The sequence below is a fragment of the Acinetobacter sp. WY4 genome (assembly GCF_018438165.1).
In the GTDB taxonomy this organism is placed as follows: domain Bacteria; phylum Pseudomonadota; class Gammaproteobacteria; order Pseudomonadales; family Moraxellaceae; genus Acinetobacter.
Genome location: NZ_CP053947.1, coordinates 1,362,082 through 1,387,957, shown reverse-complemented (window position 1 = coordinate 1,387,957; position 25,876 = coordinate 1,362,082). Strand labels below are relative to the sequence as shown.

Genomic DNA, 25,876 nt, shown 5'->3' with positions numbered 1-25,876 from the left:
AAGTATGGGTGCAAATTCTGCGCTAATTTTTGGCATTATCATTAACGTCGCGATTTTGCTCGTATTCTTCCGATTTTTAATGCAACTGGCAGCGGTCAGTCCTTACAATCCTGTGGTTCTTTCTACCGTGAAAGCCACTAAAATTGTAGATGTATTTGGTCGAATTTTCCCAACCTTGGCCAAAGGCCGAGTCAGTACTGCTGCTTTGGCATTATTGGTCGTGCTCTATCTGCTTAAAATTTTTGGCATGATGTATCTGTCAGGGGGGACGCCGAATGGGCCTGTCCATCTGATTATTTTGACTTTTGTCACCATGATGCAGGATTTGATCCGTTTCTGTCGTTATTTGATTTTCGCTACCATTATTTTAAGCTGGGTGGTGATGTTTACCCAGTCTCGTTCGCCTTATATTGAAGTCGTGCAAGAGCTGGCTGAGCCTTTACTGGCACCTTTCCGCCGGATTATGCCAAATATGGGCATGATTGACCTTTCTCCAATCTTCGCCATTTTGACTTTAATTATTATCGAAATGATTATGAACCAGGTGGCGATTGTACTGCTTACTGGTCTTTAATTGGATCCAAATAAAAAGGACGCTGAGGCGTCCTTTTTATTTGCTCCTCCCTTTAGAAAAGGGAAGTTGGGAGGGATTTGTTAAACTTCCCAAACCGTGAACAAGTTTTAATCGAAGTACAAGAAGAAGATGGGATATTAACCTCTCCCTAACCCTCTCCTGGAAGGAGAGGGAACTTGGATACTCTGAACCAGTAATGCTGCTGATTTCCTAAAAATAGAAAAATATGCGTTCGAAACTTGATAGCAGAAAAGATTTTAATATCGCTGCCTGTAGATGAGGATTATAAATTAAAATCCCCTCCATCCCCTTGCGGAATATATTCCTCACCTCCTATAAGGAAGATGGGGTTAAAGGCACATTAATGCGCCTCATCCCAGTTTTTACCTTTACCCACTTCTACCACCAATGGTACAGAAATCTGCAATACCGATTGCATCACTTCTGCCAGTTTAGGTGCGAGTTCATCGGCAATGTCTTCATCCACTTCAAATACCAGTTCATCATGTACTTGCAACAGCATTTTGGCCTGATCTTTCGGCAACATCTTGTCGACTTCAATCATCGCCATTTTAATGATATCCGCAGCCGAACCTTGTAGCGGAGCATTAATCGCAGCACGCTCTGCCGCTTTACGCACCATCATATTACGGGCATCAATATCTGGGGTATATAAACGGCGACCGAGCAGGGTTTCAACAAAACCCTGTTCTAATGCGACCTGACGGGTACGTTGCATATAGTCATAAATGCCCGGATAACGATGGAAATACTGCTTGATATAATCCTGTGATTCCTGACGGGTAAAGCCCAACTGACGGATCAGACCAAACTCGGACATACCGTAAAGTAGGCCGAAGTTGACGGCCTTGGCCTGACGGCGCTGGTCATTGGTCACTTCTTCCAACGGAATGCCCAAAACTTCCGCAGCAGTACGGCGGTGTACATCCTGACCATGAATAAAGGCATCCAGCAGGGCTTCATCCTGAGATAAATGTGCCATGAGACGCAATTCAATTTGTGAGTAATCGGCTGCCAGCAAGACACGGCCTTCAGGTGCCACAAACGCCTTACGGATTTGACGGCCAATTTCGGCACGAATCGGAATGTTCTGCAGGTTTGGATCAGTCGATGATAAACGGCCAGTTGCAGTCAGTGCCTGATGATAACTGGTATGCACACGATGGGTATCAGGATTGGCCTGTTTGCATAAGCCATCGGTATAGGTACTTTTCAGCTTGGACAAACCACGATATTCCAGAATCAGCTGGGCAATCGGATGTTCAATTTTTTCCAGTACACTTTCACTGGTACTGTATTGTCCGGTGGTGGTTTTTTTACCGCCTTTTAGGCCCAGCTTTTCAAATAACACTTCACCGACCTGTTTCGGTGAGCTGACATTAAAGCTTTCACCGGCGATTTCCATAATCTGGTTTTCCAGATTTTGCATGGTATTGGAAAATTCGCCCCCAAGCTGATCCAGAAAAGCCAGATCCAGTTCGATGCCGTTTTCTTCCATTTGTGTCAGTATGCGTGCGACTGGCATTTCAATATTCAGCAGGATGTTGAGCAGTTCTGGATGGACTTTGAGTTTTTCATGCAGCACTTCATACAGACGATAAGTGACATGAGCATCTTCTGCCGCATAATGCGCTGCAGTTTCAAGTTGAATCTGGTTGAAGGTCTTCTGTTTAGCACCTTTACCGGCCACCTGTTCATAAGTCGTGGTCAGATGACTCAAATACAGACGGGCCACATCATCCATGCCATGACGGGTTGCGACAGAATTCAGGACATAGGAAGCCAGCATGGTGTCGAAATACCAGCCTGCCAGATGAATGCCATGATTTTCCAGGACATGTGCATCATATTTCAGATGATGACCAATTTTCTTTACAGACTCATCTTCCAGAATTGGTTTGATCTGCGCCAAAATTACTTCACGATTCAGCTGCTCCGGTGCGCCTTCATAATCATGTGCCAAGGGAACATAATAGGCATCCTGGGCATCGAAGGCGACCGAGAAACCAACAATCTGTGCAATACGATAATCCAAACTGGTGGTTTCGGTATCAAAGGCAAAACGTTTTTCGGTACTTAGGCGCTCAAACAGTGTGTCCCAGTCCTGCTGGCTTAATACTGTGTGGTAGGTCGCTTGACCTAGCTGGTCATCACTGCTGGTTACAGATGCATGGTCTTCCAGAGGTTCTGGTGCTGTAACCGCTTTGGCGTTAATAGATTTTGCCGCCTGCTGGTAATTTGAATTATTCGGGTTGTTCGGGTGATCTAAGGACTGCAGCTGGTTACGGAATTCCAGCTCGGTGTACAAATGACGTAAGGTCTCGACATTCGGCTCACCCAGTTTTAAATCGTCATAACCAAAGTTAAGATCCAGATCGATGACAATACTGGCCAGTTGATGGTCCAGTACAATGCCATCGACATGTTCTTTAATATTTTGACCGACTTTGCCTTTGATCTTGTCGACATTTTCTAAAATGCCACCAATCGAGCCATATTCAGTGAGCAGTTTTGCTGCAGTTTTGGCACCTACACCTGGCACGCCCATGATGCCATCTGATGCATCGCCCATCAGGGTCAGATAGTCAATAATCTGATTCGGCCAGACGCCAAACTTTTCAAACACGCCGTCGACATCCAGCGGTTTTTCTTTAAAGCTGTCTTCCAGGGTAACTTTTTCGGTCACCAGTTGCGCCATATCTTTATCGCCTGTAGAGATCAGCACCTGATGTCCCATCGCCTCGGCACGTTTGGCCAGTGTCCCGATAATGTCATCGGCTTCGGCACCTGGCAAGGTATGCAGGGGAATGCCCAAAGCGCGGATCAAGGCATGTAGATAAGGAATCTGTTCGGATAATTCCGTTGGCATGCTGGGACGGTCACCTTTATAAATCGGTGACAGCTCATGCCGAAAGGTCGGTTCTGGGGTATCGAAAATTACCGCCATATGGGTCGGTTGGGTCCGGCGCATCAGTTTTTGAATAGCAGAAATCGCACCACGAATTGCATTGGTATGTAAACCGGTTGACGTGGTTAATGGTGGCAGTGCGTGAAAGGCACGAAATAAAAAGTAAGAGCCATCGACCAAGACAAATGGTGGCATGTAATCAATTCCTTATTCAAAATACAGCGCTATTGTACGTGATTTTTACCGCGCTCGCTGAGGCGAGTCTGAGTTTACAGCTTAGCGAATATCGGCCGAAGATGAAATAAGCAGCACAAGCTGTTGTATGATGGAACGATTCAGGAAAGAGAAATATAAGAATGGCTGCAGGACGGAATGAGTTACGCATGATCTGGCTGATTACCCTGCTGATTGCCGGGATCAGTGCCTGGTATCTGGGTTATCAGATTGTGACTTATCTGTGTGGTTTGGGTTTTATCTTTAGCGTGATGCAATATGTCACTGCGGTAGAAGCACCGCTGAATCAATTGGCCGCACAGCAGCAGATGTCCTTGGAGCAAAACTCTAAAGTTCCTTTATATATTTCTTCAATTACTGCCATTGTTGGTGGACTGGCTGAACTGGATTGGCTGATGGGGATCGGGATTACGGCCTGGGTATTCTTTTTGCTCAGGTGGCTGCAACGTCTGGAAGGGCGCTTGATACAGCTGCAATCACAATCCCATTCTGCCAATCCCTTACAGCGATCACCGGATCGATCCGATTCTGTTCCATTCGTGAAAACTGAGTCTGCCCAAGAGGTAAACGACTCTCCTCATCTGGTAGATCAACTGCAGCGCTGGCTTTTCCAGGGGAATCCAGTCTTAAAAGTCGCAATCAGTATTTTAGTGATCGGTATTATTTTACTGCTGCGCTTTGCCACTGAGCACTGGCAACTCAGTCTGGCTGCAAAATTGGGCCTGGTTGCACTGGCAAGTGGCTGTGTAACAGGTCTGGGTTATCGCCTGATGCAGAAAAATCGGAGTTTTGCTCTGGCACTAGAAGGACTGGGTTTGGGCAGTCTGTTCCTGACCTTATTTTTTGCCTATTACAATCTGGTGATTCCCACGTTACCGTTGGCAACATTGCTATTTCTCATTATTCTGGCCATCACTCTATATTTAAGCCTGAAACAGGAAAGCATCGAACTGGCTTTGATGGCTTTGCTGATTGCTTATCTGGCGCCGTTTACCTTACCGACCCGCGATGCTTCTGCCGTTGAGCTGATTAGCTATTATTTGCTGATCAATATCGGGGTGGCAGTGCTGAGCAGTTTCCGACCATGGAAGATTCTCAATCAAATTGCCTTTTTAGTGACTGCGGTCGTTGGCGGGATATATAGCCTGATTCATGGTTATACATATGAGCGTTATGCCATGACTGCGTTGATTCTGGCACATAGTGCACTGTTTATCTGGCTAGGTTTCCGCTTCAGTCAGTTGCTGGCACGACAAGATCTCTCACGTTTTCACTTAAAACCGGTACTGGACTTAGCGCTGATTTTTGCTGCCCCTATTACCGCTTATATTTTTCTGTATCTGATTCATTTTAATCAGCCCAATCAAAAACTCTGGCAAGCTGGATTAAGCCTGTTCTTTGCACTGGTCTTTGCCGCTTGCTGGACACTGCTGCGCCGTAAACAAACTATCCAGCTCATTTCGCAGAGCTATCTGAGCCTGATGCTGATTTTTCTCGCCTTGGTGCCACCGATCTTATTGACAGAACAATGGAGTGTGATTGGTTGGGCAGTTGAAGGTGTGCTGATTTATTTATGGGCCTTGGAAAAAAATGTCCGGGTAGCGCACTATCTGAGCATGGGTTTATTGCTGATAGCCGGATTCAGCAGCCTGTATTATCTGATCGAGATTAATCCAACACCGCGAATCATTTTCTGGATTTTGAGTCTGTGCTATGTGGCAGTCGTGGTCATCAGTCAGCTTAAAAAGCAGTACCAGCAGCAGATGGATAGTCTGAGTGTCAGTTTTTTAAGCAGCGTGAGTGTCGCGGCCAGTCTGATGCTATTTGCCTTGCTGGAAGATGAATTTCCGAGTCAGCATACCTATGTACTGAGTTTATTTATCATCACACTGGGTTATATGCTGTTGAATGAAATGATCCTGCGCAAAAATCAGGAATGGTCTTGGTTACTGCCGAAGTGGAGTGGCATCTCGCCCTTGCTGGTCATTGCGGTGATTCTGACTCTGGATCGCAGTCAAAATGCGGTGATTGTCTGGAATAGTGCTCTGGAAAGGGGAGTTTTTGCCCTTTCAGCGATATTGTTGGCCATTCTGTGGCTTAGACCGCTGGCTGGCTTGCAGCTCTCCAAGGAATGGGTGAGTTTTGGTGTTTTTAGCAGTCTGGCTTTGGCAAGTGTATGCCTGATCTCAAATATGCCCTATCTGAGCATGGTGATTTTGCCTTTATTCTTCTGCCTGTGGTGCTATCGGCAGGATGTGCAGTCAGGTTGGCAGCAGCTTTGGCAAACCAAGAGCTGTTTATTGCTGATGGCAACTTGGCTGGTTTGTTCACAGCTGTTTAGCCAGCAAGCCTTTCAATATTACTGGCTGCCGATTCTGAATCCTTTTGATCTGATCAGTATCGCCATGTTTGCCAGTTTTATCTGGATGCTGTTACAGCAAATCAAGGTGGGACGTGATAAAGGCATGATCGCAGTTTTAATGGTACTAAGCCTGTTATGGCTTTCCAGTTATATTGTTTTAAGAGCTTTACATGTGTACCTCCAGACACCGTTTAATGAGCTGGCATTATGGAGCAATGCGACGGTTCAGCTTAGTCTGACCATACTCTGGGTATTGCTGGCCTGGATTACCATGTGGACAGCAACACTCAAAAAACTGAAACCGATGTGGATTTTAGGCGGCAGTATTCTGGTGATTGTGACCTTGAAGCTCGTACTATTTGACCTGTCACATATTGGCACCCTGACCCGGGTGATTTCATTCCTGCTGGCGGGCGGGGTGATGCTGCTGATTGCTTATATTGCACCGATGCCGGAGAAAACTGATTGATTGAATCCTCTCCTTTAAGAAAGGAGAGGGAGCATTTTTCACTGATGCAGATTTTTGGTTTAGATGTTGCTCTCACCTAAAGTCAATTTATTTTAAATCAGGCTCTCTTTTCAATGCCTTGTCATTGGCGTATTGATCAATTTCTTCATTTTCCAAAGGGCGGGAAAGTGGATGATCGACAAAGCCCATCTTCGGCACCGGAATTTCAATCTGGTTATCGACAAAGCCGTTGCGAATCCGTTCCTGCATTTCATCACGAACTTTCAGGTAGTTTTCCTGTTGGCACCACACTGCAAACAGCAGTTCAATCGAAGATTCACGGAAAGCGGTAACGGTGACTGCAGGTTTCGGGTCGGCCAGTACCAGCGGATATTTATTGGCAACGTCCAGCAGCACTTCACGTACCTTGATAATATCTTCATGGAAATTGATCGCCAAGGTAATTGGAATACGCCGTATCGGAAATTTCGACAGGTTCTGCACTGGCGCCCGAATCAGCTGTTCATTTGGCAACCGTACATAGATATTATCTTGGGTCAAAAGTTTAACCGAGAGCAGGTCAATCGAGATCACTTCACCTTCAATGGTATGCCCACGAATCAAGGTGATTTGGATAGTATCACCGACTTCAAAAGAACCCTCACCAATCAGGAATAGACCACTGATCAGGTTGGAGGCTGAGGTTTGTGAAGCGAAACCCAGTGCGACCGTTAAAATCCCGGCAGCGCCAAGGAAGACACTGAGTTTAAAGCCGGCCTCTTTCAGGCTGGCCATCACAAACAGCAGGAAGATAAAATAGAAAATTCCGCGGCGCCAGACCAGTTTCTGATGGGCATTAAAACGGACACCAATGGTGCGAATAAAGGTATTGGAAATAAAGCGTGCGATCAGGAAACCAATAAAGCACAACACCACCGCCACCAGAACTTCGGTCAAACGATCGGTATTGATATTGGTAAATACTCCCTTCAGGCTATTGGTGACTTCGGTCGGAATATTTGAACTTGGCATCAGACGCCCTTAGAAAAATGAATCAAACATATTAAATAATGCACCTGCTGGATCACGCGGTGGATGCAGATAGGCGACTTCGCCGGCATTCGGTGGCGTGCGGTTTTCCACCCGGATCCGCGGCGGACGATCCGAACTCTCATGCAAGACCCGGATTTGTGAGGTCCATAAGCGGCCGGTACTTTCACTGTAAAAAAGCGGCAGGGCAGGCACTGGCACATTCATTCGGTCAAAGCGCAATTGCTGGTTGCTGGTATTGTGAAATTCAATTGGTGTGACTGCACGAAAGGCTCGCGGATGTAACTGTTTCAGTTCGGTTCTGCCATCGACTGCGGTGGCATAGCAAATTTCCCCCGAACGGTGATTGGGTCCAAACCAGGTGTCTTTTGGCAAGATTACCGGCAAGTCAAAAATCGGTTCGCGCTGCCCCTCGACAAAACCGGCAATCCATAAGGGCGTGCTGATATAAAGCGTACCGCGCTGTCCGGCAGGAATATAAATCGGATCGACTGGTTTAATCACCACAGAACGGTCTGCAAGGCGTGGCATCAGTTGCAATTTGTTTTGCGTGGATTTGAACATATAGCGTTCAATTTTCACAGGTGGGGGAAAGGCAAAATTCGGATCATCAATCTGATGCCATTGCTGCTCATAATCGTATTGCACTGAAGGGCGGAAATATTCCAGTCGCCATTCCTGAATGCCCCGGGTCAGGCGAAACAGTAAGGAGCCAAACTGCCAGGCTTTAGACTGATTTATTTCAAAATTCTGTTCTCCCCACCAGCGCATTTTCGCTGTATTCGGGATTAATTCATCTTTATCTTGCGGCAATCTTGGCACCCTTTCTTGCTAAATCTTTGAAAACATACTTCACGCTGTCATATGCTTAGAGTACACTCAATTTAAATTTTTTCATCATTATTATAATCCGCGATGCAAGTACTTAAACAATTACAAATCCCATATAGCTTCGCCAAGCGCCATGGTGTGCTGTTGCGTTATGAGGGAGATCAGGCCTTTATTCTGCGCCGTGAAAATACCTCGATGCTTGCATTGCAGGAAGCCCGCCGTCTGCTCGGTTATCCGGCTCATTTTCAACTCTGTAGCGAACAGGAATTTAACCAGTTACTCAGTTCCAGTTTTGCCGGAGATAGCGGCGAATCACAGCAGGTGGCTGCCGGTCTGGAAGATCATCCGGATTTACTCAGTCTGGCTGATTCGGTACCGGAAGCTGAAGACCTGATGGATCAGGAAGATGATGCGCCAATTGTACGTCTGATCAATGCGCTATTATCCGAAGCAATTCGTGTTGGGGCTTCCGATATTCATATTGAATCTTTTGAGAAAAAACTGTCGGTGCGTTTACGGGTCGATGGCCAGTTACGCGAAATTGTCCAGCCACGCCGTGAACTGGCCCCGCTTCTGGTTTCACGGATTAAAGTCATGGCCAAACTGGATATTGCCGAAAAACGTATTCCGCAAGATGGCCGTATTTCCTTGCGTCTGGCAGGGCGTGAAGTCGATGTGCGTGTATCAACCTTGCCATCTTCTTATGGTGAACGTGTGGTGATGCGTCTTCTGGACAAGCAGGCAGGCCGTTTGAACATGACCCATTTGGGCCTGATGAATAATGACTATGATCGACTCAAGACTCTAGTGCATCGCCCACATGGAATTATTTTGGTAACCGGCCCGACCGGTTCGGGTAAAACCACTACCTTATATGCGGCACTTTCTGACCTGAATGACGGTTCTAAAAACATCCTCACGGCTGAAGATCCGATTGAATATCAACTGGAAGGCATTGGACAAACGCAGGTCAATACCAAAGTCGATATGACTTTTGCCCGTGCGTTAAAAGCCATGTTGCGTCAGGACCCGGATGTGGTCATGGTTGGTGAGATTCGTGATCTGGAAACCGCAGAAATTGCAGTACAGGCATCCCTGACAGGACATCTGGTGTTATCCACCTTGCATACCAATACTGCCATTGGTGCGGTTACGCGCCTGAAAGATATGGGGATTGAGCCATTTTTGCTTTCCAGTTCTTTAATCGGGGTAATAGCCCAACGTCTGGTGCGTACCTTGTGTCCACATTGCGCGACCTGGCATGAAGCAGATGCTTTCGAAAAGAATCTATTTGGCAATATTGAGCATCCCCAAGATTTAAGATTACCGCAACCTCAAGGCTGTGAACGTTGTGGCAATACTGGCTTTAGTGGCCGTACTGCAATTTATGAAATTGTCCCAGTCGATGATCATATGCGCCGTTTGATTCATGGCAATGCGGCTGAATATGAAATCGAAAGCTATGTACGTCAGCAGTCAGGTTCCATTCGTGATGATGGTCTGCGTAAAGTATTGGCCGGAAAAACCACGATTGAAGAAGTATTGCGAGTAACCAACGAAGCAGTAGAATAATTTTTTAATCTGCTCGCTTTATCATAATGATCGTCAGGACTTTTGGATATTTACCAGAGACTGACGATTTTTTTTCATGAGTTTTGCACGAAAAGGTGCAGTCGGATTGCCCGGATTGCGCAAAGTTTCATTTTCATAAAATGTCTGCCAGGCTTGTGCCATTGCTAAACTCAGTCCTTCCTTTTTCATTGTTTCAACATCTGTCTGAGTGATATTGAAAAAACGGGCTTCAGCATCTTTGGGGCCAGCTCCCCAACCAATAATCCCTTTACCAAATTCAGGCAGAATCATATTGTTGGGTGTTGCAGGAATGGGCAGGTGTTCAATTTCGGTATTAACCAGAGATTTTACCTGTGGGTGAATTTTTTCTGAGAAATAAAAATCTGCAAAAGAGGTTGTAGCAGTGAGGAGTAGGAGAGAACTCAGAAGAACAGGTTTTAACATCAATATAAATCGAATAATTGTAAATAAGAATCATTATATATAATTTCTTAAGTTTTTGCTGCAGTTTTCAAGTGGGGAAGAGAAGTAGCTTTTGACAAAAGATGAAGCGGGTAAATTTTGAAATTTATAATTGAAGTCTAGCTATCCTGAAACTTTTTTCAGGATAGCTGTTAAATAAAAAAATTAAGTAATTACGTTTAAGTTCACATCAATATTATTACGGGTCGCATTTGAGTATGGACAGACAATATGCGCAGCATCCACCAGTTTTTTTGCTTCTTCCTGATCCATGCCTTCAAGATGGATGTTTAATGTCACTTCGATCCCGAACCCGGTAGGAATCGGACCAATCCCAACATCACCTTCAATATAGGCATCTTTACTGATATTGAGCTTGTCACGATTGGCAACAAATTTCATTGCACCCAAGAAACAGGCGGAATAACCTGCGGCAAAGAGCTGTTCAGGATTGGTTCCACCGCCTGGTCCCCCCATTTCTTTAGGTACGGCCAATTGGACGTCCAGAATCTGATCGTCAGAAATGGCGCGGCCATCACGGCCCCCTGTGGCTTTGGCATGTGCGGTATAGACGGCTTTTTCTAATGACATGAGTTAAATCCCTGTTTATTTTTCGTAGAGCTTCTATGCTCGGTGATTTCACCTGAAGAATAAGCAGGGATTTTGTTATTTTATGCAAGCAAATGAAACGATTCAGGAAAGTTGCAGAAGTCTACGGTGTTGCATTAAAGGCATGGATTCACGCACTTTTTGCTGTTCATTTAAATCAAAGTCGACGGTGATGAGTTGAGCACCTTCTGCATGGATCATATTAAGAAGTTGTCCACGACTATTGGTGGCGGCTGCATGTCCCCAAGTCTGGCGTTTTTCTCCATGCCAGCCTTGTTGAGCTGCACCAAGCACCGAGCATTGGCTATCTAGAGCACGTGTTTGCAGAAGAAGCTGCCAGTGCATTTCACCTGTGGTATAGGTAAAGGCAGAAGGAGCGGTCAAGAGGTTTGCACCTTTGGCTCGTAAATTTAACGCCAGTTCCGGAAAGCGCAGGTCATAACAGACCATTAACCCAATATTGCCAAAAGGTGTTTTGGCTACGACAACATCTGTGCCGGGTTCAAAGAACTTGGATTCCTGATAACCACCGACAGCATCGCCGACTTGCACATCAAAGAGGTGAATTTTGTCATAACGTGCTTCGGTCCGTTCCGGACTGATACACAGGCTAACGGTACGCACCCGGCCATCCTCAATGATTGAACCATCCGGACGATAAGGGCAGGGTAATGTACCGGCAACGATCCAGGTGTCATATTCATGGGCAAGTTGTTCTAGACGTTGCTGAATCACTTCAAATTGTGCAGCAGTTTCACGCTGTTTACCTGCTGCAAAACAGACAAAGTTTTCCGGGAAAACAATCAGTTCAGCTCCATTGGCCTTACTTTGTTGAATTAAAGATTCAATCTCCACGAAATTGGCATCAATTTCATTTTGAGAATTCATTTGTACAACAGAAAGTAAAGTCATAGGGTCCTCTTATAAGATGGTTATACCTTTTGCTCGGAAATTTTATCTAAATTGTCTTGCTCTTTCTGTAGCTGTTTGACTAAAGGTTCAAACATGTTCTGATTGCTTTGATTCAGTTTCATCAAGGTTTTATGCGCATCCAGAACCGTATTCAGCATATTTTGATGCGTGACATATTCTTCCATCAGCGCACGTGTGCAGACATTTGGATCACCACAATAATTCAGAATCACAAACACTTGGCTCAATCCCATACTGTTGGCCAAAGTGGTAATGTCAGAATTGGTAGAAAGCATGACAGCCTGAATATTGTGTACTTGCTTGAGTTTGAGTCCTAGTTTCGCTAAAACACCCAGTACGGTACTGTCAATGAAACTGGTTTCGGTGAGATCAACGATAGCGCCAACTACGTTGTCTTGCTGTTCAATTTTGTTCAGTAATTTGTCTAGACTAATACAAGATTGGGCACGCACTTCGCCGATAAGCTTAAAAATATGCGTTCCATTCAGACTTGCATATTCAACATGACCTGTTGACATATAAATGCCATTTGCAGAGAAGGATATTAAATTATCCCATAGGGTGTATTGATACTCAAGTGGCTGAAAGTAGTAATCAAATTAAGTGCTTATAAAGCCTGTAAATATACTGCTAATTTACGCGGATAAAGCTTAAAAAGGCGATATCGTCAGCCACATGTTCCGGAGCCTGAAAAGATTGATTCTGCAAATGGTGTAATAATTGCGAGAATTGTTCATTTAAACCACCATCAAAAGGTTCCAGTGCGCCATCCGAACAGATAATAAAGCGCGCATTGCGACTTAATACCCATTCATTTTCCTCAACTTCAAGATCTTCGGTTAAGCCCAAAGGGAAACTGCTGGAAGAGAGGATTTTAGGTTCTTGATTGGGTTCAAATATAATCGGTGGAGGATAATGTCCAGCGCTGGACCATTTTAATACATGGGTTTCCAGATTAAGAATCCCGGCAATCATGGTGATGTGCTTTTCAATATTTTCCTGCATCAGCATACCGTTCAGCTTCTTGATCAGCTCGCGCGGCGTCTTGGAGCGACCATGGAAAGCTGCCATCCAGGACGTGAGCAAACTACTGGTGACGCCATGTCCGGATACATCGGCCAAATAGAAAATCACTTCTTTGTCGCTGATTTTCCAATAATCATACCAATCCCCTGAAAGATAGGCTGAAGGCTGAAAATAGGTTTCGACCTCGTAATTGGTCAGTTCAATCGGATTCGGTAACAATTTTTTTTGTAGTTCTGCAGCAGAAGGCAGGTCACGGCTATCCTGGTTACGCTTATATTGTGCATCAATTTTTTGTAATGCCAGATCTGGATTCTCGGGAAGCTTGTTCCAGATCCAGCCAGCTAAAGCACCTTGTTCCCAGGCCTGAGCCAAAGCAGTACCTTCATTTTCTAAGGCCAGTACAATCGTAGGCAGATTCCACTTATATTTCAGATAATCATGTACATCTGCAATCGCAATAATCGTAGAGTCATACAGTTCATGATCATCCAGATAGATCATCTGAACATGAGGAAGCGTATCAAGTACTTGATCTAAGTAAGGAATATCACGAGTCGGTTGAATGAAATACATAAAAAAGTGATTCAATCCCAGGATTGGCTATAAGATGTACTATAACAAGCAAAGTATTGCTAGCGAACAGATTTTCACTAGCAATCATACATGAAGCTTAAACTTAAAGATCTTCGTTTGAAGATTCAATGTTGCTATCACTAGAAGGTGCATCATCAGAATTGTCATCTTCAAAATCATCTTCTAGGAAAAGCGTATCTTGTTCTGTACCTTTCTTTTCTGCAATTGCATAATTGGTACGTTGTAAATAAATATCGCGAATCTGCGCATAGCGATCGCCAGTCAGCACTCCTTCAACGTCCAGTATTTCTGAACGGGTATCGATGGCACGCCAAAACTGATCAGTCCAGTAAAGTCCATCTTCATCTTCGAGAATGTATTTTTGTGGACGAGCTTGACTATCTACAGCAGTACCGATTACGCCACGGACAGAACTTGGACCTAAAAATGGTAACATGATATAAGGCCCGGAAGGCACGCCATAATACCCTAAAGTAATTCCAAATTTTTCCTCTTCATGGCTCAAGCCAAGGCGACGTGCTGGATCAGCCAGTCCTAAAGTTGTTAAGGTATTAATGGTAAAACGACCTAGGGATTTAGCAGCGCGGGCAGGACGACCTTGAATCAACTGATTCACCACATTCCAAGGTTCACTTAGGTTACTGCGGAACTGGGTATAGCTGCCACGAACGTCTTGAGGAACCTTTTCCACATATTGTACAGCTATGGGACGTACCACGGTGCGGTCAATCGCATCATTAAACTGATAGATCTTTCTATTTAAGGGCTGGAAAGGATCTTTAACTTCCTCAGCCTGTGCTGCACTGGCATCAACTTTCAGTTGCGTTTGTAATTGCTGCGCTTTGGTCGAGATCTTTGTTCTAAGCGGCATTTTTGCAGGCTCGTTTTCCATATTTTCCACATCAGTGGTCACCTCGGCAAAAACATGTGCGCTTGAGACTAAAGAAAATAAGCATATAGATAAGTGAATAGAACGATGCATAAGGTAACCCGAGGCCTTTTCTGTGTAAGTAGCACTACTTATTAGTATGAAAATAATAAACGTTATATTCACGAATAGACATCATTTAAGCAAATTTGTATAAAAAATGAATGAAAACACACGAAAAGCTTAAAAAATATACATACAAAATGATTTTCTTGAAAAAGGTGTTGCAAGGGCTCTGAAATCCTGTAGAATGCACATCCATCGGCGGTGATGAAGATTAAAACTTCTGATAAAACAGTGACTTAGTTAAGTTTGATTGGGTTGGGTTTTATTTGATAAGTTTAAAAATAGTTTTCATTACTGGTTGACTTTCTAGAGATAGAGAGTAATATAGCCGACCTAGCTTGCTGGTGACGAACCAACAAGAAGATCATTAAGAGATTATGAAGAACAACTTGTGTGGATTTTTACTGATTGATTGATCGAAATTATTTTCATTGATTGATGGTAGAAATTACTCGAAGTTTATTTGAGAAATATTTGTCAGAAAATTGATGAGCCAAGATTGGCACCCTTTAAGGTGCTACATAGTATTAAACTGAAGAGTTTGATCATGGCTCAGATTGAACGCTGGCGGCAGGCTTAACACATGCAAGTCGAGCGGGGAAAGGTAGCTTGCTACCTGACCTAGCGGCGGACGGGTGAGTAATGCTTAGGAATCTGCCTATTAGTGGGGGACAACATCTCGAAAGGGATGCTAATACCGCATACGTCCTACGGGAGAAAGCAGGGGACCTTCGGGCCTTGCGCTAATAGATGAGCCTAAGTCGGATTAGCTAGTTGGTGGGGTAAAGGCCTACCAAGGCGACGATCTGTAGCGGGTCTGAGAGGATGATCCGCCACACTGGGACTGAGACACGGCCCAGACTCCTACGGGAGGCAGCAGTGGGGAATATTGGACAATGGGGGGAACCCTGATCCAGCCATGCCGCGTGTGTGAAGAAGGCCTTTTGGTTGTAAAGCACTTTAAGCGAGGAGGAGGCTTACCTGGTTAATACCTGGGATAAGTGGACGTTACTCGCAGAATAAGCACCGGCTAACTCTGTGCCAGCAGCCGCGGTAATACAGAGGGTGCAAGCGTTAATCGGATTTACTGGGCGTAAAGCGCGCGTAGGTGGCCAATTAAGTCAAATGTGAAATCCCCGAGCTTAACTTGGGAATTGCATTCGATACTGGTTGGCTAGAGTATGGGAGAGGATGGTAGAATTCCAGGTGTAGCGGTGAAATGCGTAGAGATCTGGAGGAATACCGATGGCGAAGGCAGCCATCTGGCCTAATACTGACACTGAGGTGCGAAAGCATGGGGAGCAAACAGGATTAGATACCCTGGTAGTCCATGCCGTAAACGATGTCTACTAGCCGTTGGGGCCTTTGAGGCTTTAGTGGCGCAGCTAACGCGATAAGTAGACCGCCTGGGGAGTACGGTCGCAAGACTAAAACTCAAATGAATTGACGGGGGCCCGCACAAGCGGTGGAGCATGTGGTTTAATTCGATGCAACGCGAAGAACCTTACCTGGTCTTGACATAGTAAGAACTTTCCAGAGATGGATTGGTGCCTTCGGGAACTTACATACAGGTGCTGCATGGCTGTCGTCAGCTCGTGTCGTGAGATGTTGGGTTAAGTCCCGCAACGAGCGCAACCCTTTTCCTTATTTGCCAGCGGGTTAAGCCGGGAACTTTAAGGATACTGCCAGTGACAAACTGGAGGAAGGCGGGGACGACGTCAAGTCATCATGGCCCTTACGACCAGGGCTACACACGTGCTACAATGGTCGGTACAAAGGGTTGCTACCACGCGAGTGGATGCTAATCTCAAAAAGCCGATCGTAGTCCGGATTGGAGTCTGCAACTCGACTCCATGAAGTCGGAATCGCTAGTAATCGCGGATCAGAATGCCGCGGTGAATACGTTCCCGGGCCTTGTACACACCGCCCGTCACACCATGGGAGTTTGTTGCACCAGAAGTAGGTAGTCTAACCTTAGGGGGGACGCTTACCACGGTGTGGCAGATGACTGGGGTGAAGTCGTAACAAGGTAGCCGTAGGGGAACCTGCGGCTGGATCACCTCCTTAACGAAAGATTGACGATTGGTAAGAATCCACAACAAGTTGTTCTTCATACGATGTATCTGAGGGTCTGTAGCTCAGTTGGTTAGAGCACACGCTTGATAAGCGTGGGGTCACAAGTTCAAGTCTTGTCAGACCCACCAAATCTGACTAACGAAGCATGAAAGTGCTGAAGCAAACAGAACAGAACGATACATTGACTTATTGATAAGCTGGGGACTTAGCTTAGTTGGTAGAGCGCCTGCTTTGCACGCAGGAGGTCAGGAGTTCGACTCTCCTAGTCTCCACCATCACTTACATTGATCTTGAAATGATCAAGCAAACGTAAGATGAGCTAAGAAACATACAAACAGCTAGATAGCTTATAGAGCTTAGTAAGAAAGAGGCGTATGATTCGCTTCGTTGTTATTAACCTCTGTGATTTATCACAGTTTCCTGACCTGACGAAGGCTGGAAAAATCATTAACAGAATATATTTGAGTTGAAATAATTTGTTCAAACTCGTTTCAAGTAGGCAACTACAAGAAATGAGTTCTAGCGAAATTAACTGAATCAAGCGTTTTGGTATATGAATCTAATTGAAGCTGTACTGTAGTTAAATCTACGAAACGCCAACTGTATGAGCGTGATGAGAGATCATCACAATCTGTTGCTTATCCCACTTGTAAGGATAAACGACTGTTTGGGGTTGTATAGTCAAGTAATTAAGTGCATGTGGTGGATGCCTTGGCAGTCAGAGGCGATGAAAGACGTGATAGCCTGCGAAAAGCTCCGGGGAGGCGGCAAATATCCTGTGATCCGGAGATGTCTGAATGGGGAAACCCACTTACCATAAGGTAGGTATTGCAACATGAATACATAGTGTTGCAAGGCGAACGAGGGGAAGTGAAACATCTCAGTACCCTTAGGAAAAGAAATCAATTGAGATTCCCTCAGTAGCGGCGAGCGAAAGGGGAAGAGCCCATTAAGTCATATAAGTTCTAGTGGAACGCTCTGGGAAGTGCGACCGTAGACGGTGATAGTCCTGTACACGAAAGGGCTTATATGATGATGTCGAGTAGGGCGAGGCACGTGAAACCTTGTCTGAATATGGGGGGACCATCCTCCAAGGCTAAATACTCCTGACTGACCGATAGTGAACCAGTACCGTGAGGGAAAGGCGAAAAGAACCCCTGTGAGGGGAGTGAAATAGATCCTGAAACCGCATGCATACAAGCAGTGGGAGCCGGCTTAGTCCGGTGACTGCGTACCTTTTGTATAATGGGTCAGCGACTTATATTCAGTAGCAAGGTTAACCGCATAGGGGAGCCGTAGGGAAACCGAGTCTTAATAGGGCGTTTAGTTGCTGGGTATAGACCCGAAACCAGGTGATCTATCCATGAGCAGGTTGAAGGTTGGGTAACACTAACTGGAGGACCGAACCCACTGTCGTTGAAAAGCCAGGGGATGACTTGTGGATAGGGGTGAAAGGCTAATCAAACTTGGTGATAGCTGGTTCTCCCCGAAAGCTATTTAGGTAGCGCCTCGGACGAATACCATTGGGGGTAGAGCACTGTTTCGGCTAGGGGGTCATCCCGACTTACCAAACCGATGCAAACTCCGAATACCAATGAGTACTATCCGGGAGACAGACTGCGGGTGCTAACGTCCGTAGTCAAGAGGAAAACAATCCAGACCGCCAGCTAAGGCCCCAAAATTATAGTTAAGTGGGAAACGATGTGGGAAGGCATAGACAGCTAGGAGGTTGGCTTAGAAGCAGCCACCCTTTAAAGAAAGCGTAATAGCTCACTAGTCGAGTCGGCCTGCGCGGAAGATGTAACGGGGCTAAAACTATATGCCGAAGCTGCGGATGCATAATTTATTATGCGTGGTAGGGGAGCGTTCTGTAAGCCGATGAAGGTGGATTGAGAAGTCTGCTGGAGGTATCAGAAGTGCGAATGCTGACGTGAGTAACGACAATGCGAGTGAAAAACTCGCACGCTGAAAGACCAAGGGTTCCAGTCCAACGTTAATCGGGGCTGGGTGAGTCGACCCCTAAGGCGAGGCCGAGAGGCGTAGTCGATGGGAAATTGGTTAATATTCCAATACTTCTGTGTAATGCGATGAGAGGACGGAGAAGGTTAAGTCAGCCTGGCGTTGGTTGTCCAGGTGGAAGGTTGTAGGCATGTATCTTAGGCAAATCCGGGGTACTCTATGCTGAGAACTGATAGCAAGCTGTACTTGTACAGTGAAGTGGCTGATACCATGCTTCCAGGAAAAGTCTCTAAGCTTCAGTTACACAGGAATCGTACCCGAAACCGACACAGGTGGTCAGGTCGAGTAGACCAAAGCGCTTGAGAGAACTCTGCTGAAGGAACTAGGCAAAATGGTACCGTAACTTCGGGAGAAGGTACGCTGTTGTCTGTGATAGGACTTGCTCCTTGAGCGGCCGACAGCCTCAGAAACCAGGCCCCTGCAACTGTTTATTAAAAACATAGCACTCTGCAAACACGAAAGTGGACGTATAGGGTGTGATGCCTGCCCGGTGCTGGAAGGTTAATTGATGGGGTTAGCGTAAGCGAAGCTCTTGATCGAAGCCCCAGTAAACGGCGGCCGTAACTATAACGGTCCTAAGGTAGCGAAATTCCTTGTCGGGTAAGTTCCGACCTGCACGAATGGCATAATGATGGGGGCGCTGTCTCCAGCAGAGACTCAGTGAAATCGAATTCGCCGTGAAGATGCGGTGTACCCGCGGCTAGACGGAAAGACCCCGTGAACCTTTACTGCAGCTTGACATTGAACTTTGATCTTACTTGTGTAGGATAGGTGGGAGGCTTTGAAGTCGCGACGCTAGTTGCGATGGAGCCGTCCTTGAAATACCACCCTGGTAATATTGAGGTTCTAACTCTGTCCCGTTATCCGGGACGAGGACCATGTCTGGTGGGTAGTTTGACTGGGGCGGTCTCCTCCTAAAGAGTAACGGAGGAGTACGAAGGTGCGCTCAGCGTGGTCGGAAATCACGCGTAGAGTATAAAGGCAAAAGCGCGCTTAACTGCGAGACCCACAAGTCGAGCAGGTACGAAAGTAGGTCTTAGTGATCCGGTGGTTCTGTATGGAAGGGCCATCGCTCAACGGATAAAAGGTACTCTGGGGATAACAGGCTGATACCGCCCAAGAGTTCATATCGACGGCGGTGTTTGGCACCTCGATGTCGGCTCATCTCATCCTGGGGCTGAAGCAGGTCCCAAGGGTATGGCTGTTCGCCATTTAAAGAGGTACGCGAGCTGGGTTTAGAACGTCGTGAGACAGTTCGGTCCCTATCTACCGTGGGCGTTGGAAATTTGAGAGGATCTGCTCCTAGTACGAGAGGACCAGAGTGGACGAACCTCTGGTGTACCGGTTGTCACGCCAGTGGCATCGCCGGGTAGCTATGTTCGGAAGGGATAACCGCTGAAAGCATCTAAGCGGGAAGCCTACCTCAAGATAAGATTTCCCCGAGACTTTATGTCTCCTAAAGAGCCGTTGAAGACTACGACGTTGATAGGTTGGATGTGGAAGCATAGTGATATGTGAAGCTGACCAATACTAATTGCTCGTGAGGCTTGACTATACAACACCCAAACAGTTGTATATAAAGCATCAATTGATTTCATATTGATCTAACGATCAGACGAAGCCTTGATTTAGTTAAGCTAAACGAACAAACTACTGCAACTCAGATACATCTGTTAATGCATTCTATTTGAAGAAAGCTAGGCAAACGAAGCGCAAGCAACGTAGATAAGACCATAGCGAGTAAGCATACCAGTTGTGCTGGCGACCATAGCAAGAGTGAACCACCTGATCCCTTCCCGAACTCAGAAGTGAAACCTCTTAGCGCTGATGGTAGTGTGGGGTTACCCATGTGAGAGTAAGTCATCGCCAGCTCATTATTCCAAAATCCCCCTCCGCCAAGGCAGAGGGGGATTTTTTTATGCGTGGAATTTTAGATAAGATATTTAACATATCTATATCTCAAAGTTGATCAGATTCTTCTGAGACAGAGAATTCCTGTTAATTTGTTTGACCTATTGGGATCTCTGTAAAACTAGCGCTATAAGAGTTTACAAGCTGATCTTATAAACCTTACAAAATAAAAAACCAGCGAATCGCTGGTTTTTTATTGCAGACTATTTTAGCCAAACACGCGCATTACGGCTGCGATTAATACCCAAAGAATGACAATCGCCACGATGGGTTCAACAATTTTTGCCCATGTTGGGGTATTGATAACAATGACTTCTTCGACATCTTGATGCTGCTGATTCTGGCTTACCATTTGATTAAACTCCTTCATTGATGCTTCCAATGATAGCTCTTCTTGCACAATTGGTTTAGAGCCTTTGAGTTCTGTTAGCTTGTTTGTTGTCCAAACCCAATCATCTGCTTGACCAGATAAATGTTCAATTTGCCCGGTCAGTAATTCCTGGATGCTATGGATATTATGATTGCCGGTATCATGCAGTTGTTTTAATTCGATAAGTTGTAAATGAAAAATTTCTGAAGTACTGTGCTCAAGCTGAGCTCGATCCAAGGTAGATTGATTTTCCGGACTGGTAGCGAGATGACGCACGATTTCCAGGATATATAATTCATCAGGATGATTGATTTCATTATAAATTTTTTGTGGGTTATGACGCCATTCAGTAATAAGTTTTCCTAAAGTTAAGGCATTGATTTCTGATATATATTTTCGTCTTTCTTCTTTTGTATATTCTTTTAGAAGCTCAGGCTTTTGAGTCTCTATCTGTTCAACAAAATATTGTACTAAATCAAAAGCCATTCACTTGCTCCATTATTTTTAATCTAATAGTCTTAAAGTCGGTTTTTTCTTTGGTTGTTCAGTTTGTTCTTCAGTGCTTGATTTTAAAGCATCTTCATCATTTTGTGTATGCTCATATTCACCTGGATCAAAGAATAAACCTTGACCATTTTCACGTGCATAAATACCGAGTACTGCTGCCATAGGCACATAAATATCACGAGAAACGCCACCAAAGCGAGCCGAGAAGCTAATGGCATCATTGCTCATATGCAGCGCATGCACGGCATGTGGCACAATATTCAGAACAATCTGTCCATCTTTAATAAACTGCTCAGGAACCATGATATTTGGGCGTGTGGCATCCACCAGCAGGTAAGGCGTCATATTGTTATCGCAAACCCACTCATAGATTGCACGTGCCATATAGGGACGGGTAGGGCTAAGGCTGAATTCTTGTTCGGACATGATGTTTCTCTACGGATGCTTGAGTTGCGCTGAATAACGGTTCTTTTCCTGCAATGTCATGGATTTTACAAAGGCAGGACGACTGAAAATTCGTTGGCAATATAAATAAAACAGACGGCATTGCTGCTGTGGTAATTCTACACCCATCTGTTTCAGACGGATAAAAATTGGTGCCAGCATACAATCCAGGATACTAAATTGTTCAGACATAAAATAGGGAAAATGCTGGAAGAGTGGCATCAGTGAAATCAGGATATCCTGTAACTGCTTTTGTGCCTGAGTTCTGGCTTTCTTATCTAGCGTATCAGGATGGCGTAACATGATATCAGCCAGCTTTAACCAGTCATTTTCAAAGCGCCAGATGTATTGTCGTTGCTCTGCGCGGGGCATTGGAGCATCGGCATACAGTTTATTCTGACGATAACGATCATCTACATATTCTGAGATAATCGAAGTATTAAATAATTTAAGTTCATTTTCGATCAGCATCGGCAATTGATTATAAGGATTGAGACTGGCCAGATCCTCATCATCGGCATCCACCAAAATCAGGTTATATTTAATCTGTTTTTCGGTAAGCACATAGCGAATCCAATGGGAACGAAAGTCATCGGCATGACTATAGAGAGTGATTCCTTGAAGAGGCGCGCTTTCGACTGACATAAATCCTGATGAGCTTCTAATGAATAGACTAGGATACTAAAATTCAACCTAAAAAGCACCAAGCATCAAAGATCAATCGGCTTGAGCCGAGGTAGATTATAAGAAAAACAACTGGAGGAAAATAAGATGTTGATCAAGCTTCCTGTCATTTTGCTGTTTATCTGTATTGGGATCGCAAATTATTATTTGATGAAGTCATTCTGGTGTCATGAGGGGGTATGGGGGAAAGATGTGCACGAACAATAAAAAGAAAATAGTTCTAAATGACCCACTAACCGCCATAAAAAAACCCTGGAAAATCCAGGGTTTTTTGTCCGATTCGGTAAACGAATTAACGTTTAGAGAATTGAGGACGTTTACGAGCTTTACGTAAACCAAGTTTCTTACGTTCAACTTCACGAGCATCACGAGTAACGAAACCAGCTTGACGAAGAGCAGGTTTTAAAGTTTCGTCAGAAGCGATCAATGCACGAGTAATACCGTGACGGATAGCGCCTGCTTGACCACCAATACCACCACCAGCAACAGTGATGTAAAGGTCATATTTGTCAGTAGCTTCAAGAAGCTCAAGTGGTTGGTTAACAACCATACGAGCAGTTTCACGACCGAAATACTGTTCAAGAGTACGGTTGTTAATTACGAGTTTACCAGTACCAGCTGATAGGAAAACACGTGCAGTTGCGGTCTTACGGCGACCTGTACCATAATTAGTAGCCATGTGCTGTTATCCCTTAGATGTCCAAAACTTGTGGCTGTTGAGCAGCGTGTGGATGCTCAGTACCTGCATACACTTTCATTTTCTTGATCATTGCATAACCAAGAGGACCTTTAGGTAACATACCTTTAACAGCTTTTTCTAGAACTGCTTCTGGTTTGTGAGCGATTAACTTTTCAAAGTTAGTCTCACGGATACCACCAGGGAAACCAGTGTGGCGATAGTATTTCTTATCTTGTGACTTTTTACCAGTCACAGTGATTTCTTCAGCATTGATAACAACGATGTAGTCGCCAGTGTCAACGTGAGGAGTATAAGAAGTTTTATGCTTACCGCGTAAACGACGAGCGATTTCAGTCGCAAGGCGACCTAAAGTTTTGCCAGAAGCATCAACAACGTACCAGTCGTGTTGAACTTCAGCTGGCTTAGCGCTGAGAGTTTTCATTAAACCACTACCTATTATAGTTGGTTTGGACTATGGAATCTGTCCAAACTAAAGGAGACGCGATTCTAAACGAATACGTGAAGAATCACAAATGAAAATTAAAATTTCAAGCGCTGTATTTTATCTAATCTCCCTGGTGAAAGAAAGACCTAAGCCCTTATATGCTACAAAAACTGCAACTATATTTGTAACCATAGTTTCAATGGTATCAAAATATTGATTTATAAGTACTCTTTGCAATGATTACTACAGCGTAGGCGTGATCGGGTTATAATATTTCTCAGCTTTGCCAAATTGAGAAGATGATGCTGCCTTTATATGTCACCAGTGGGGAACCTGCCGGAATTGGTCCTGATATTTGCCTGAGTCTTGCAGATCGTGTTGATGAGCGCCCAATTGTGGTATTGGCGGATATTCATATGCTCGAGCAACGTGCTCAGGTACTCAAATTATCGGTTGAGCTGATTGAATATCAAGGACAGGAGTCATCTTCAGGCATCGGTCAGCTATTTGTAGAGCATGTTCCCGTGCAGCAAGACGTCGTATTGGGTGAGCTGAATCCGAACAATGCGGCTTATGTACTGGAGCAACTGCGTCGATCCGCAGACTATGCCATGTCAGGAAAAAGTGTCGGCGTCGCGACTGCGCCTGTACAAAAGTCCGTGATAAATGAAGCGGGCATTTCTTTTAGTGGTCATACCGAGTATTACCAGGAATTTGCTGGTGTTCCACGTGTAGTCATGATGCTGGCCACCAAAACTTTACGCGTGGCCTTGGCCACTACCCATCTTCCGCTTCGTGCCGTGGCAGATGCGATTACGCCTGAACGCTTGCATCAGGTGATTGATATTCTGATTCACGACCTGAAATCCAAATTCAAGATTGAACAGCCAAATATACTGGTTTGCGGTTTAAATCCGCATGCGGGTGAGGGCGGTTATTTGGGGATGGAAGAAATTGAAGTGATCAATCCGGTACTCGAAAGCTATCGTGCTCAAGGTATCAACATGAGTTTAAGCCTACCTGCTGATACTTTATTTACCCCGGAAAACCTAAAAGATGCCGATGCTGTTCTGGCGATGTATCACGATCAGGGTTTACCTGTGTTAAAATCACAGAGTTTTGGTGAAGCCATTAATATTACCCTCGGCTTACCGTTTATTCGAACTTCTGTTGATCATGGCACAGCACTCTCCCTTGCGGGGACGGGACTTGCGAAAAGTTCCAGCCTGCACGTTGCTGTCGATTTAGCCCTCGATCTGGCGCGCCACTGATTATTGTTCATCACTCACGTTGGAAATGTTTTTATGTATCAAATTAATGCCTTAAACCCAAAAGATGAAGGGCATCAGGCTCGAAAAAGATTTGGTCAAAACTTTTTACATGACCAGCGTGTCATTGCCAAAATTGTAAGCTCAGTCAATCCGCGTCCAGGTCAGAACATTCTAGAAATTGGCCCGGGTCTGGCCGCTTTGACTTCACCTTTAATTGGTGAATGTGATGCCTTAACCGTACTTGAGCTGGATCGTGATCTGGCTGCTGGCCTGCCGGGTCGTGTGCCGCATCCTGAACGTTTAACCATTATTGAAGCCGATGCATTGAGATATGATTATTCTCAATTGTTCCAGGAAGATCGTCCATTACGTGTCGTCGGTAACTTGCCCTATAATATTTCAACGCCACTGTTATTCCATCTCTTGGAATTTGGTGACAAAGTGCAAGACATGCATTTCATGCTGCAAAAAGAAGTGGTAGACCGCATTACCGCATCACCCAATACCAAAGAATATGGCCGTCTGTCGGTGATGATTCAATATTTCTGTAAACCGACTTTCTTGTTCGAAGTGCCACCTGGATCTTTTAATCCGCCGCCAAAAGTGACCTCAGCAGTGTTCCGTTTGGAGCCTTATAAAGTTAAACCGATTGTGGCGAAGAATGAAAAAGCGCTAGCACGTCTGGTATCGCATGTATTTACCCAGCGTCGTAAAACTCTGCGTAACAGCTTGAAGGGTATGCTGGTTGAAGAGGGTTTTGAAAAAGCGGGTGTTGACCCGATGGCGCGTCCAGAAACCCTGACCCTTGAACAGTTTGTTGCACTTTCAGATCAAATGGTGGCTTAAATTACG

Annotated in this window: 18 protein-coding genes, 2 tRNA genes, 3 rRNA genes and 1 pseudogene; 10 read left to right on the top strand and 14 right to left on the bottom strand. The window is 45.1% G+C overall.

The window, feature by feature from the left end; all coding sequences use genetic code 11:
- The first annotated feature begins 4 nt into the window (after positions 1 to 4).
- On the top strand, positions 5 to 574 hold the full coding sequence (locus G4D73_RS06565; protein WP_213687642.1) for a YggT family protein: 570 nt from the start codon (positions 5 to 7) through the stop codon (positions 572 to 574).
- A 361-nt stretch (positions 575 to 935) separates the two neighbouring features.
- On the opposite strand, the gene polA is transcribed toward G4D73_RS06565, so the two are convergent.
- Entirely contained in the window at positions 936 to 3,698 is a 2,763-nt protein-coding gene (gene polA, locus G4D73_RS06560; protein WP_213687641.1) for a DNA polymerase I, read from the bottom strand.
- A gap of 161 nt (positions 3,699 to 3,859) precedes the next feature.
- Between polA and G4D73_RS06555 the strand changes: the two genes are divergently transcribed.
- On the top strand, positions 3,860 to 6,568 hold the full coding sequence (locus G4D73_RS06555; protein ID WP_213687640.1) for a DUF2339 domain-containing protein: 2,709 nt from the start codon (positions 3,860 to 3,862) through the stop codon (positions 6,566 to 6,568).
- Positions 6,569 to 6,655: 87 nt separating this feature from the next.
- On the opposite strand, the gene G4D73_RS06550 is transcribed toward G4D73_RS06555, so the two are convergent.
- Positions 6,656 to 7,579 carry a mechanosensitive ion channel family protein gene (locus G4D73_RS06550; protein WP_155861734.1) on the bottom strand — a complete coding sequence of 308 codons (924 nt, stop codon included), beginning with the start codon at positions 7,577 to 7,579 and terminating at the stop codon, positions 6,656 to 6,658.
- Between the two features lie 9 nt (positions 7,580 to 7,588).
- A complete protein-coding gene (locus G4D73_RS06545) occupies positions 7,589 to 8,368 on the bottom strand; it encodes a hypothetical protein (protein ID WP_086044916.1) in 780 nt (259 codons plus the stop codon).
- 144 nt (positions 8,369 to 8,512) lie between these two features.
- On the opposite strand from G4D73_RS06545, the gene gspE reads away from it, so the two are divergent.
- The gene (gene gspE, locus G4D73_RS06540; protein ID WP_213687639.1) at positions 8,513 to 10,000 is read left to right on the top strand and encodes a type II secretion system ATPase GspE; all 1,488 of its coding nucleotides are present in this window, start codon (positions 8,513 to 8,515) and stop codon (positions 9,998 to 10,000) included.
- 50 nt (positions 10,001 to 10,050) lie between these two features.
- On the opposite strand, the pseudogene G4D73_RS06535 reads toward gspE, so the two are convergent.
- From G4D73_RS06535 to G4D73_RS06510, 6 genes and pseudogenes are all read right to left on the bottom strand, one after another.
- A pseudogene (locus G4D73_RS06535) lies at positions 10,051 to 10,444 on the bottom strand (DUF4951 domain-containing protein).
- Positions 10,445 to 10,627: 183 nt separating this feature from the next.
- Complete coding sequence (locus G4D73_RS06530) at positions 10,628 to 11,053, bottom strand: organic hydroperoxide resistance protein (protein WP_004732917.1); 426 nt, start codon at positions 11,051 to 11,053, stop codon at positions 10,628 to 10,630.
- A 102-nt stretch (positions 11,054 to 11,155) separates the two neighbouring features.
- The gene (locus G4D73_RS06525) at positions 11,156 to 11,983 is read right to left on the bottom strand and encodes a carbon-nitrogen hydrolase family protein (RefSeq protein WP_004278248.1); all 828 of its coding nucleotides are present in this window, start codon (positions 11,981 to 11,983) and stop codon (positions 11,156 to 11,158) included.
- Positions 11,984 to 12,003: 20 nt separating this feature from the next.
- Positions 12,004 to 12,522, bottom strand: coding sequence for an anti-anti-sigma factor GigB (gene gigB / locus G4D73_RS06520; RefSeq protein WP_005103337.1), 519 nt, complete (start codon positions 12,520 to 12,522; stop codon positions 12,004 to 12,006).
- Between the two features lie 112 nt (positions 12,523 to 12,634).
- A complete protein-coding gene (gene gigA / locus G4D73_RS06515; RefSeq protein ID WP_004732911.1) occupies positions 12,635 to 13,603 on the bottom strand; it encodes an RsbU family protein phosphatase GigA in 969 nt (322 codons plus the stop codon).
- Positions 13,604 to 13,706: 103 nt separating this feature from the next.
- On the bottom strand, positions 13,707 to 14,606 hold the full coding sequence (locus tag G4D73_RS06510; RefSeq protein WP_213687637.1) for a VacJ family lipoprotein: 900 nt from the start codon (positions 14,604 to 14,606) through the stop codon (positions 13,707 to 13,709).
- A gap of 541 nt (positions 14,607 to 15,147) precedes the next feature.
- Here G4D73_RS06510 and G4D73_RS06505 point away from each other — a divergent pair.
- The 5 genes from G4D73_RS06505 to rrf all read left to right on the top strand — a co-directional run bounded on the left by G4D73_RS06505 (position 15,148) and on the right by rrf (position 20,585).
- A 16S ribosomal RNA gene (locus tag G4D73_RS06505) occupies positions 15,148 to 16,685 on the top strand.
- 60 nt (positions 16,686 to 16,745) lie between these two features.
- Positions 16,746 to 16,822: transfer RNA gene (locus G4D73_RS06500), tRNA-Ile, on the top strand.
- A 71-nt stretch (positions 16,823 to 16,893) separates the two neighbouring features.
- Positions 16,894 to 16,969: transfer RNA gene (locus tag G4D73_RS06495), tRNA-Ala, on the top strand.
- Positions 16,970 to 17,373: 404 nt separating this feature from the next.
- Positions 17,374 to 20,268: ribosomal RNA gene (locus G4D73_RS06490) — 23S ribosomal RNA — on the top strand.
- Between the two features lie 202 nt (positions 20,269 to 20,470).
- Positions 20,471 to 20,585: ribosomal RNA gene (gene rrf / locus G4D73_RS06485) — 5S ribosomal RNA — on the top strand.
- Together the 16S, 23S and 5S rRNA genes with 2 tRNA genes alongside form the textbook arrangement of a ribosomal RNA operon.
- 247 nt (positions 20,586 to 20,832) lie before the next feature.
- Here rrf and G4D73_RS06480 read toward each other — a convergent pair.
- The 5 genes from G4D73_RS06480 to rplM form a co-directional block, all read right to left on the bottom strand.
- Complete coding sequence (locus G4D73_RS06480; RefSeq protein WP_004281678.1) at positions 20,833 to 21,480, bottom strand: hypothetical protein; 648 nt, start codon at positions 21,478 to 21,480, stop codon at positions 20,833 to 20,835.
- 18 nt (positions 21,481 to 21,498) lie between these two features.
- Positions 21,499 to 21,927, bottom strand: coding sequence for a ClpXP protease specificity-enhancing factor (locus tag G4D73_RS06475; RefSeq protein WP_213687636.1), 429 nt, complete (start codon positions 21,925 to 21,927; stop codon positions 21,499 to 21,501).
- A 9-nt stretch (positions 21,928 to 21,936) separates the two neighbouring features.
- Positions 21,937 to 22,590 carry a glutathione S-transferase N-terminal domain-containing protein gene (locus tag G4D73_RS06470; RefSeq protein ID WP_213687635.1) on the bottom strand — a complete coding sequence of 218 codons (654 nt, stop codon included), beginning with the start codon at positions 22,588 to 22,590 and terminating at the stop codon, positions 21,937 to 21,939.
- Between the two features lie 331 nt (positions 22,591 to 22,921).
- The gene (gene rpsI, locus G4D73_RS06465; protein WP_004281681.1) at positions 22,922 to 23,308 is read right to left on the bottom strand and encodes a 30S ribosomal protein S9; all 387 of its coding nucleotides are present in this window, start codon (positions 23,306 to 23,308) and stop codon (positions 22,922 to 22,924) included.
- Positions 23,309 to 23,321: 13 nt separating this feature from the next.
- Entirely contained in the window at positions 23,322 to 23,750 is a 429-nt protein-coding gene (rplM, locus tag G4D73_RS06460) for a 50S ribosomal protein L13 (RefSeq protein WP_004281682.1), read from the bottom strand.
- Positions 23,751 to 24,055: 305 nt separating this feature from the next.
- On the opposite strand from rplM, the gene pdxA reads away from it, so the two are divergent.
- Positions 24,056 to 25,024, top strand: coding sequence for a 4-hydroxythreonine-4-phosphate dehydrogenase PdxA (gene pdxA, locus G4D73_RS06455; RefSeq protein WP_213687731.1), 969 nt, complete (start codon positions 24,056 to 24,058; stop codon positions 25,022 to 25,024).
- Between the two features lie 33 nt (positions 25,025 to 25,057).
- Positions 25,058 to 25,870 (top strand): 16S rRNA (adenine(1518)-N(6)/adenine(1519)-N(6))-dimethyltransferase RsmA, encoded by an 813-nt coding sequence (rsmA, locus tag G4D73_RS06450; RefSeq protein ID WP_213687634.1) that lies wholly within the window; start codon positions 25,058 to 25,060, stop codon positions 25,868 to 25,870.
- Positions 25,871 to 25,876 lie beyond the last annotated feature (6 nt).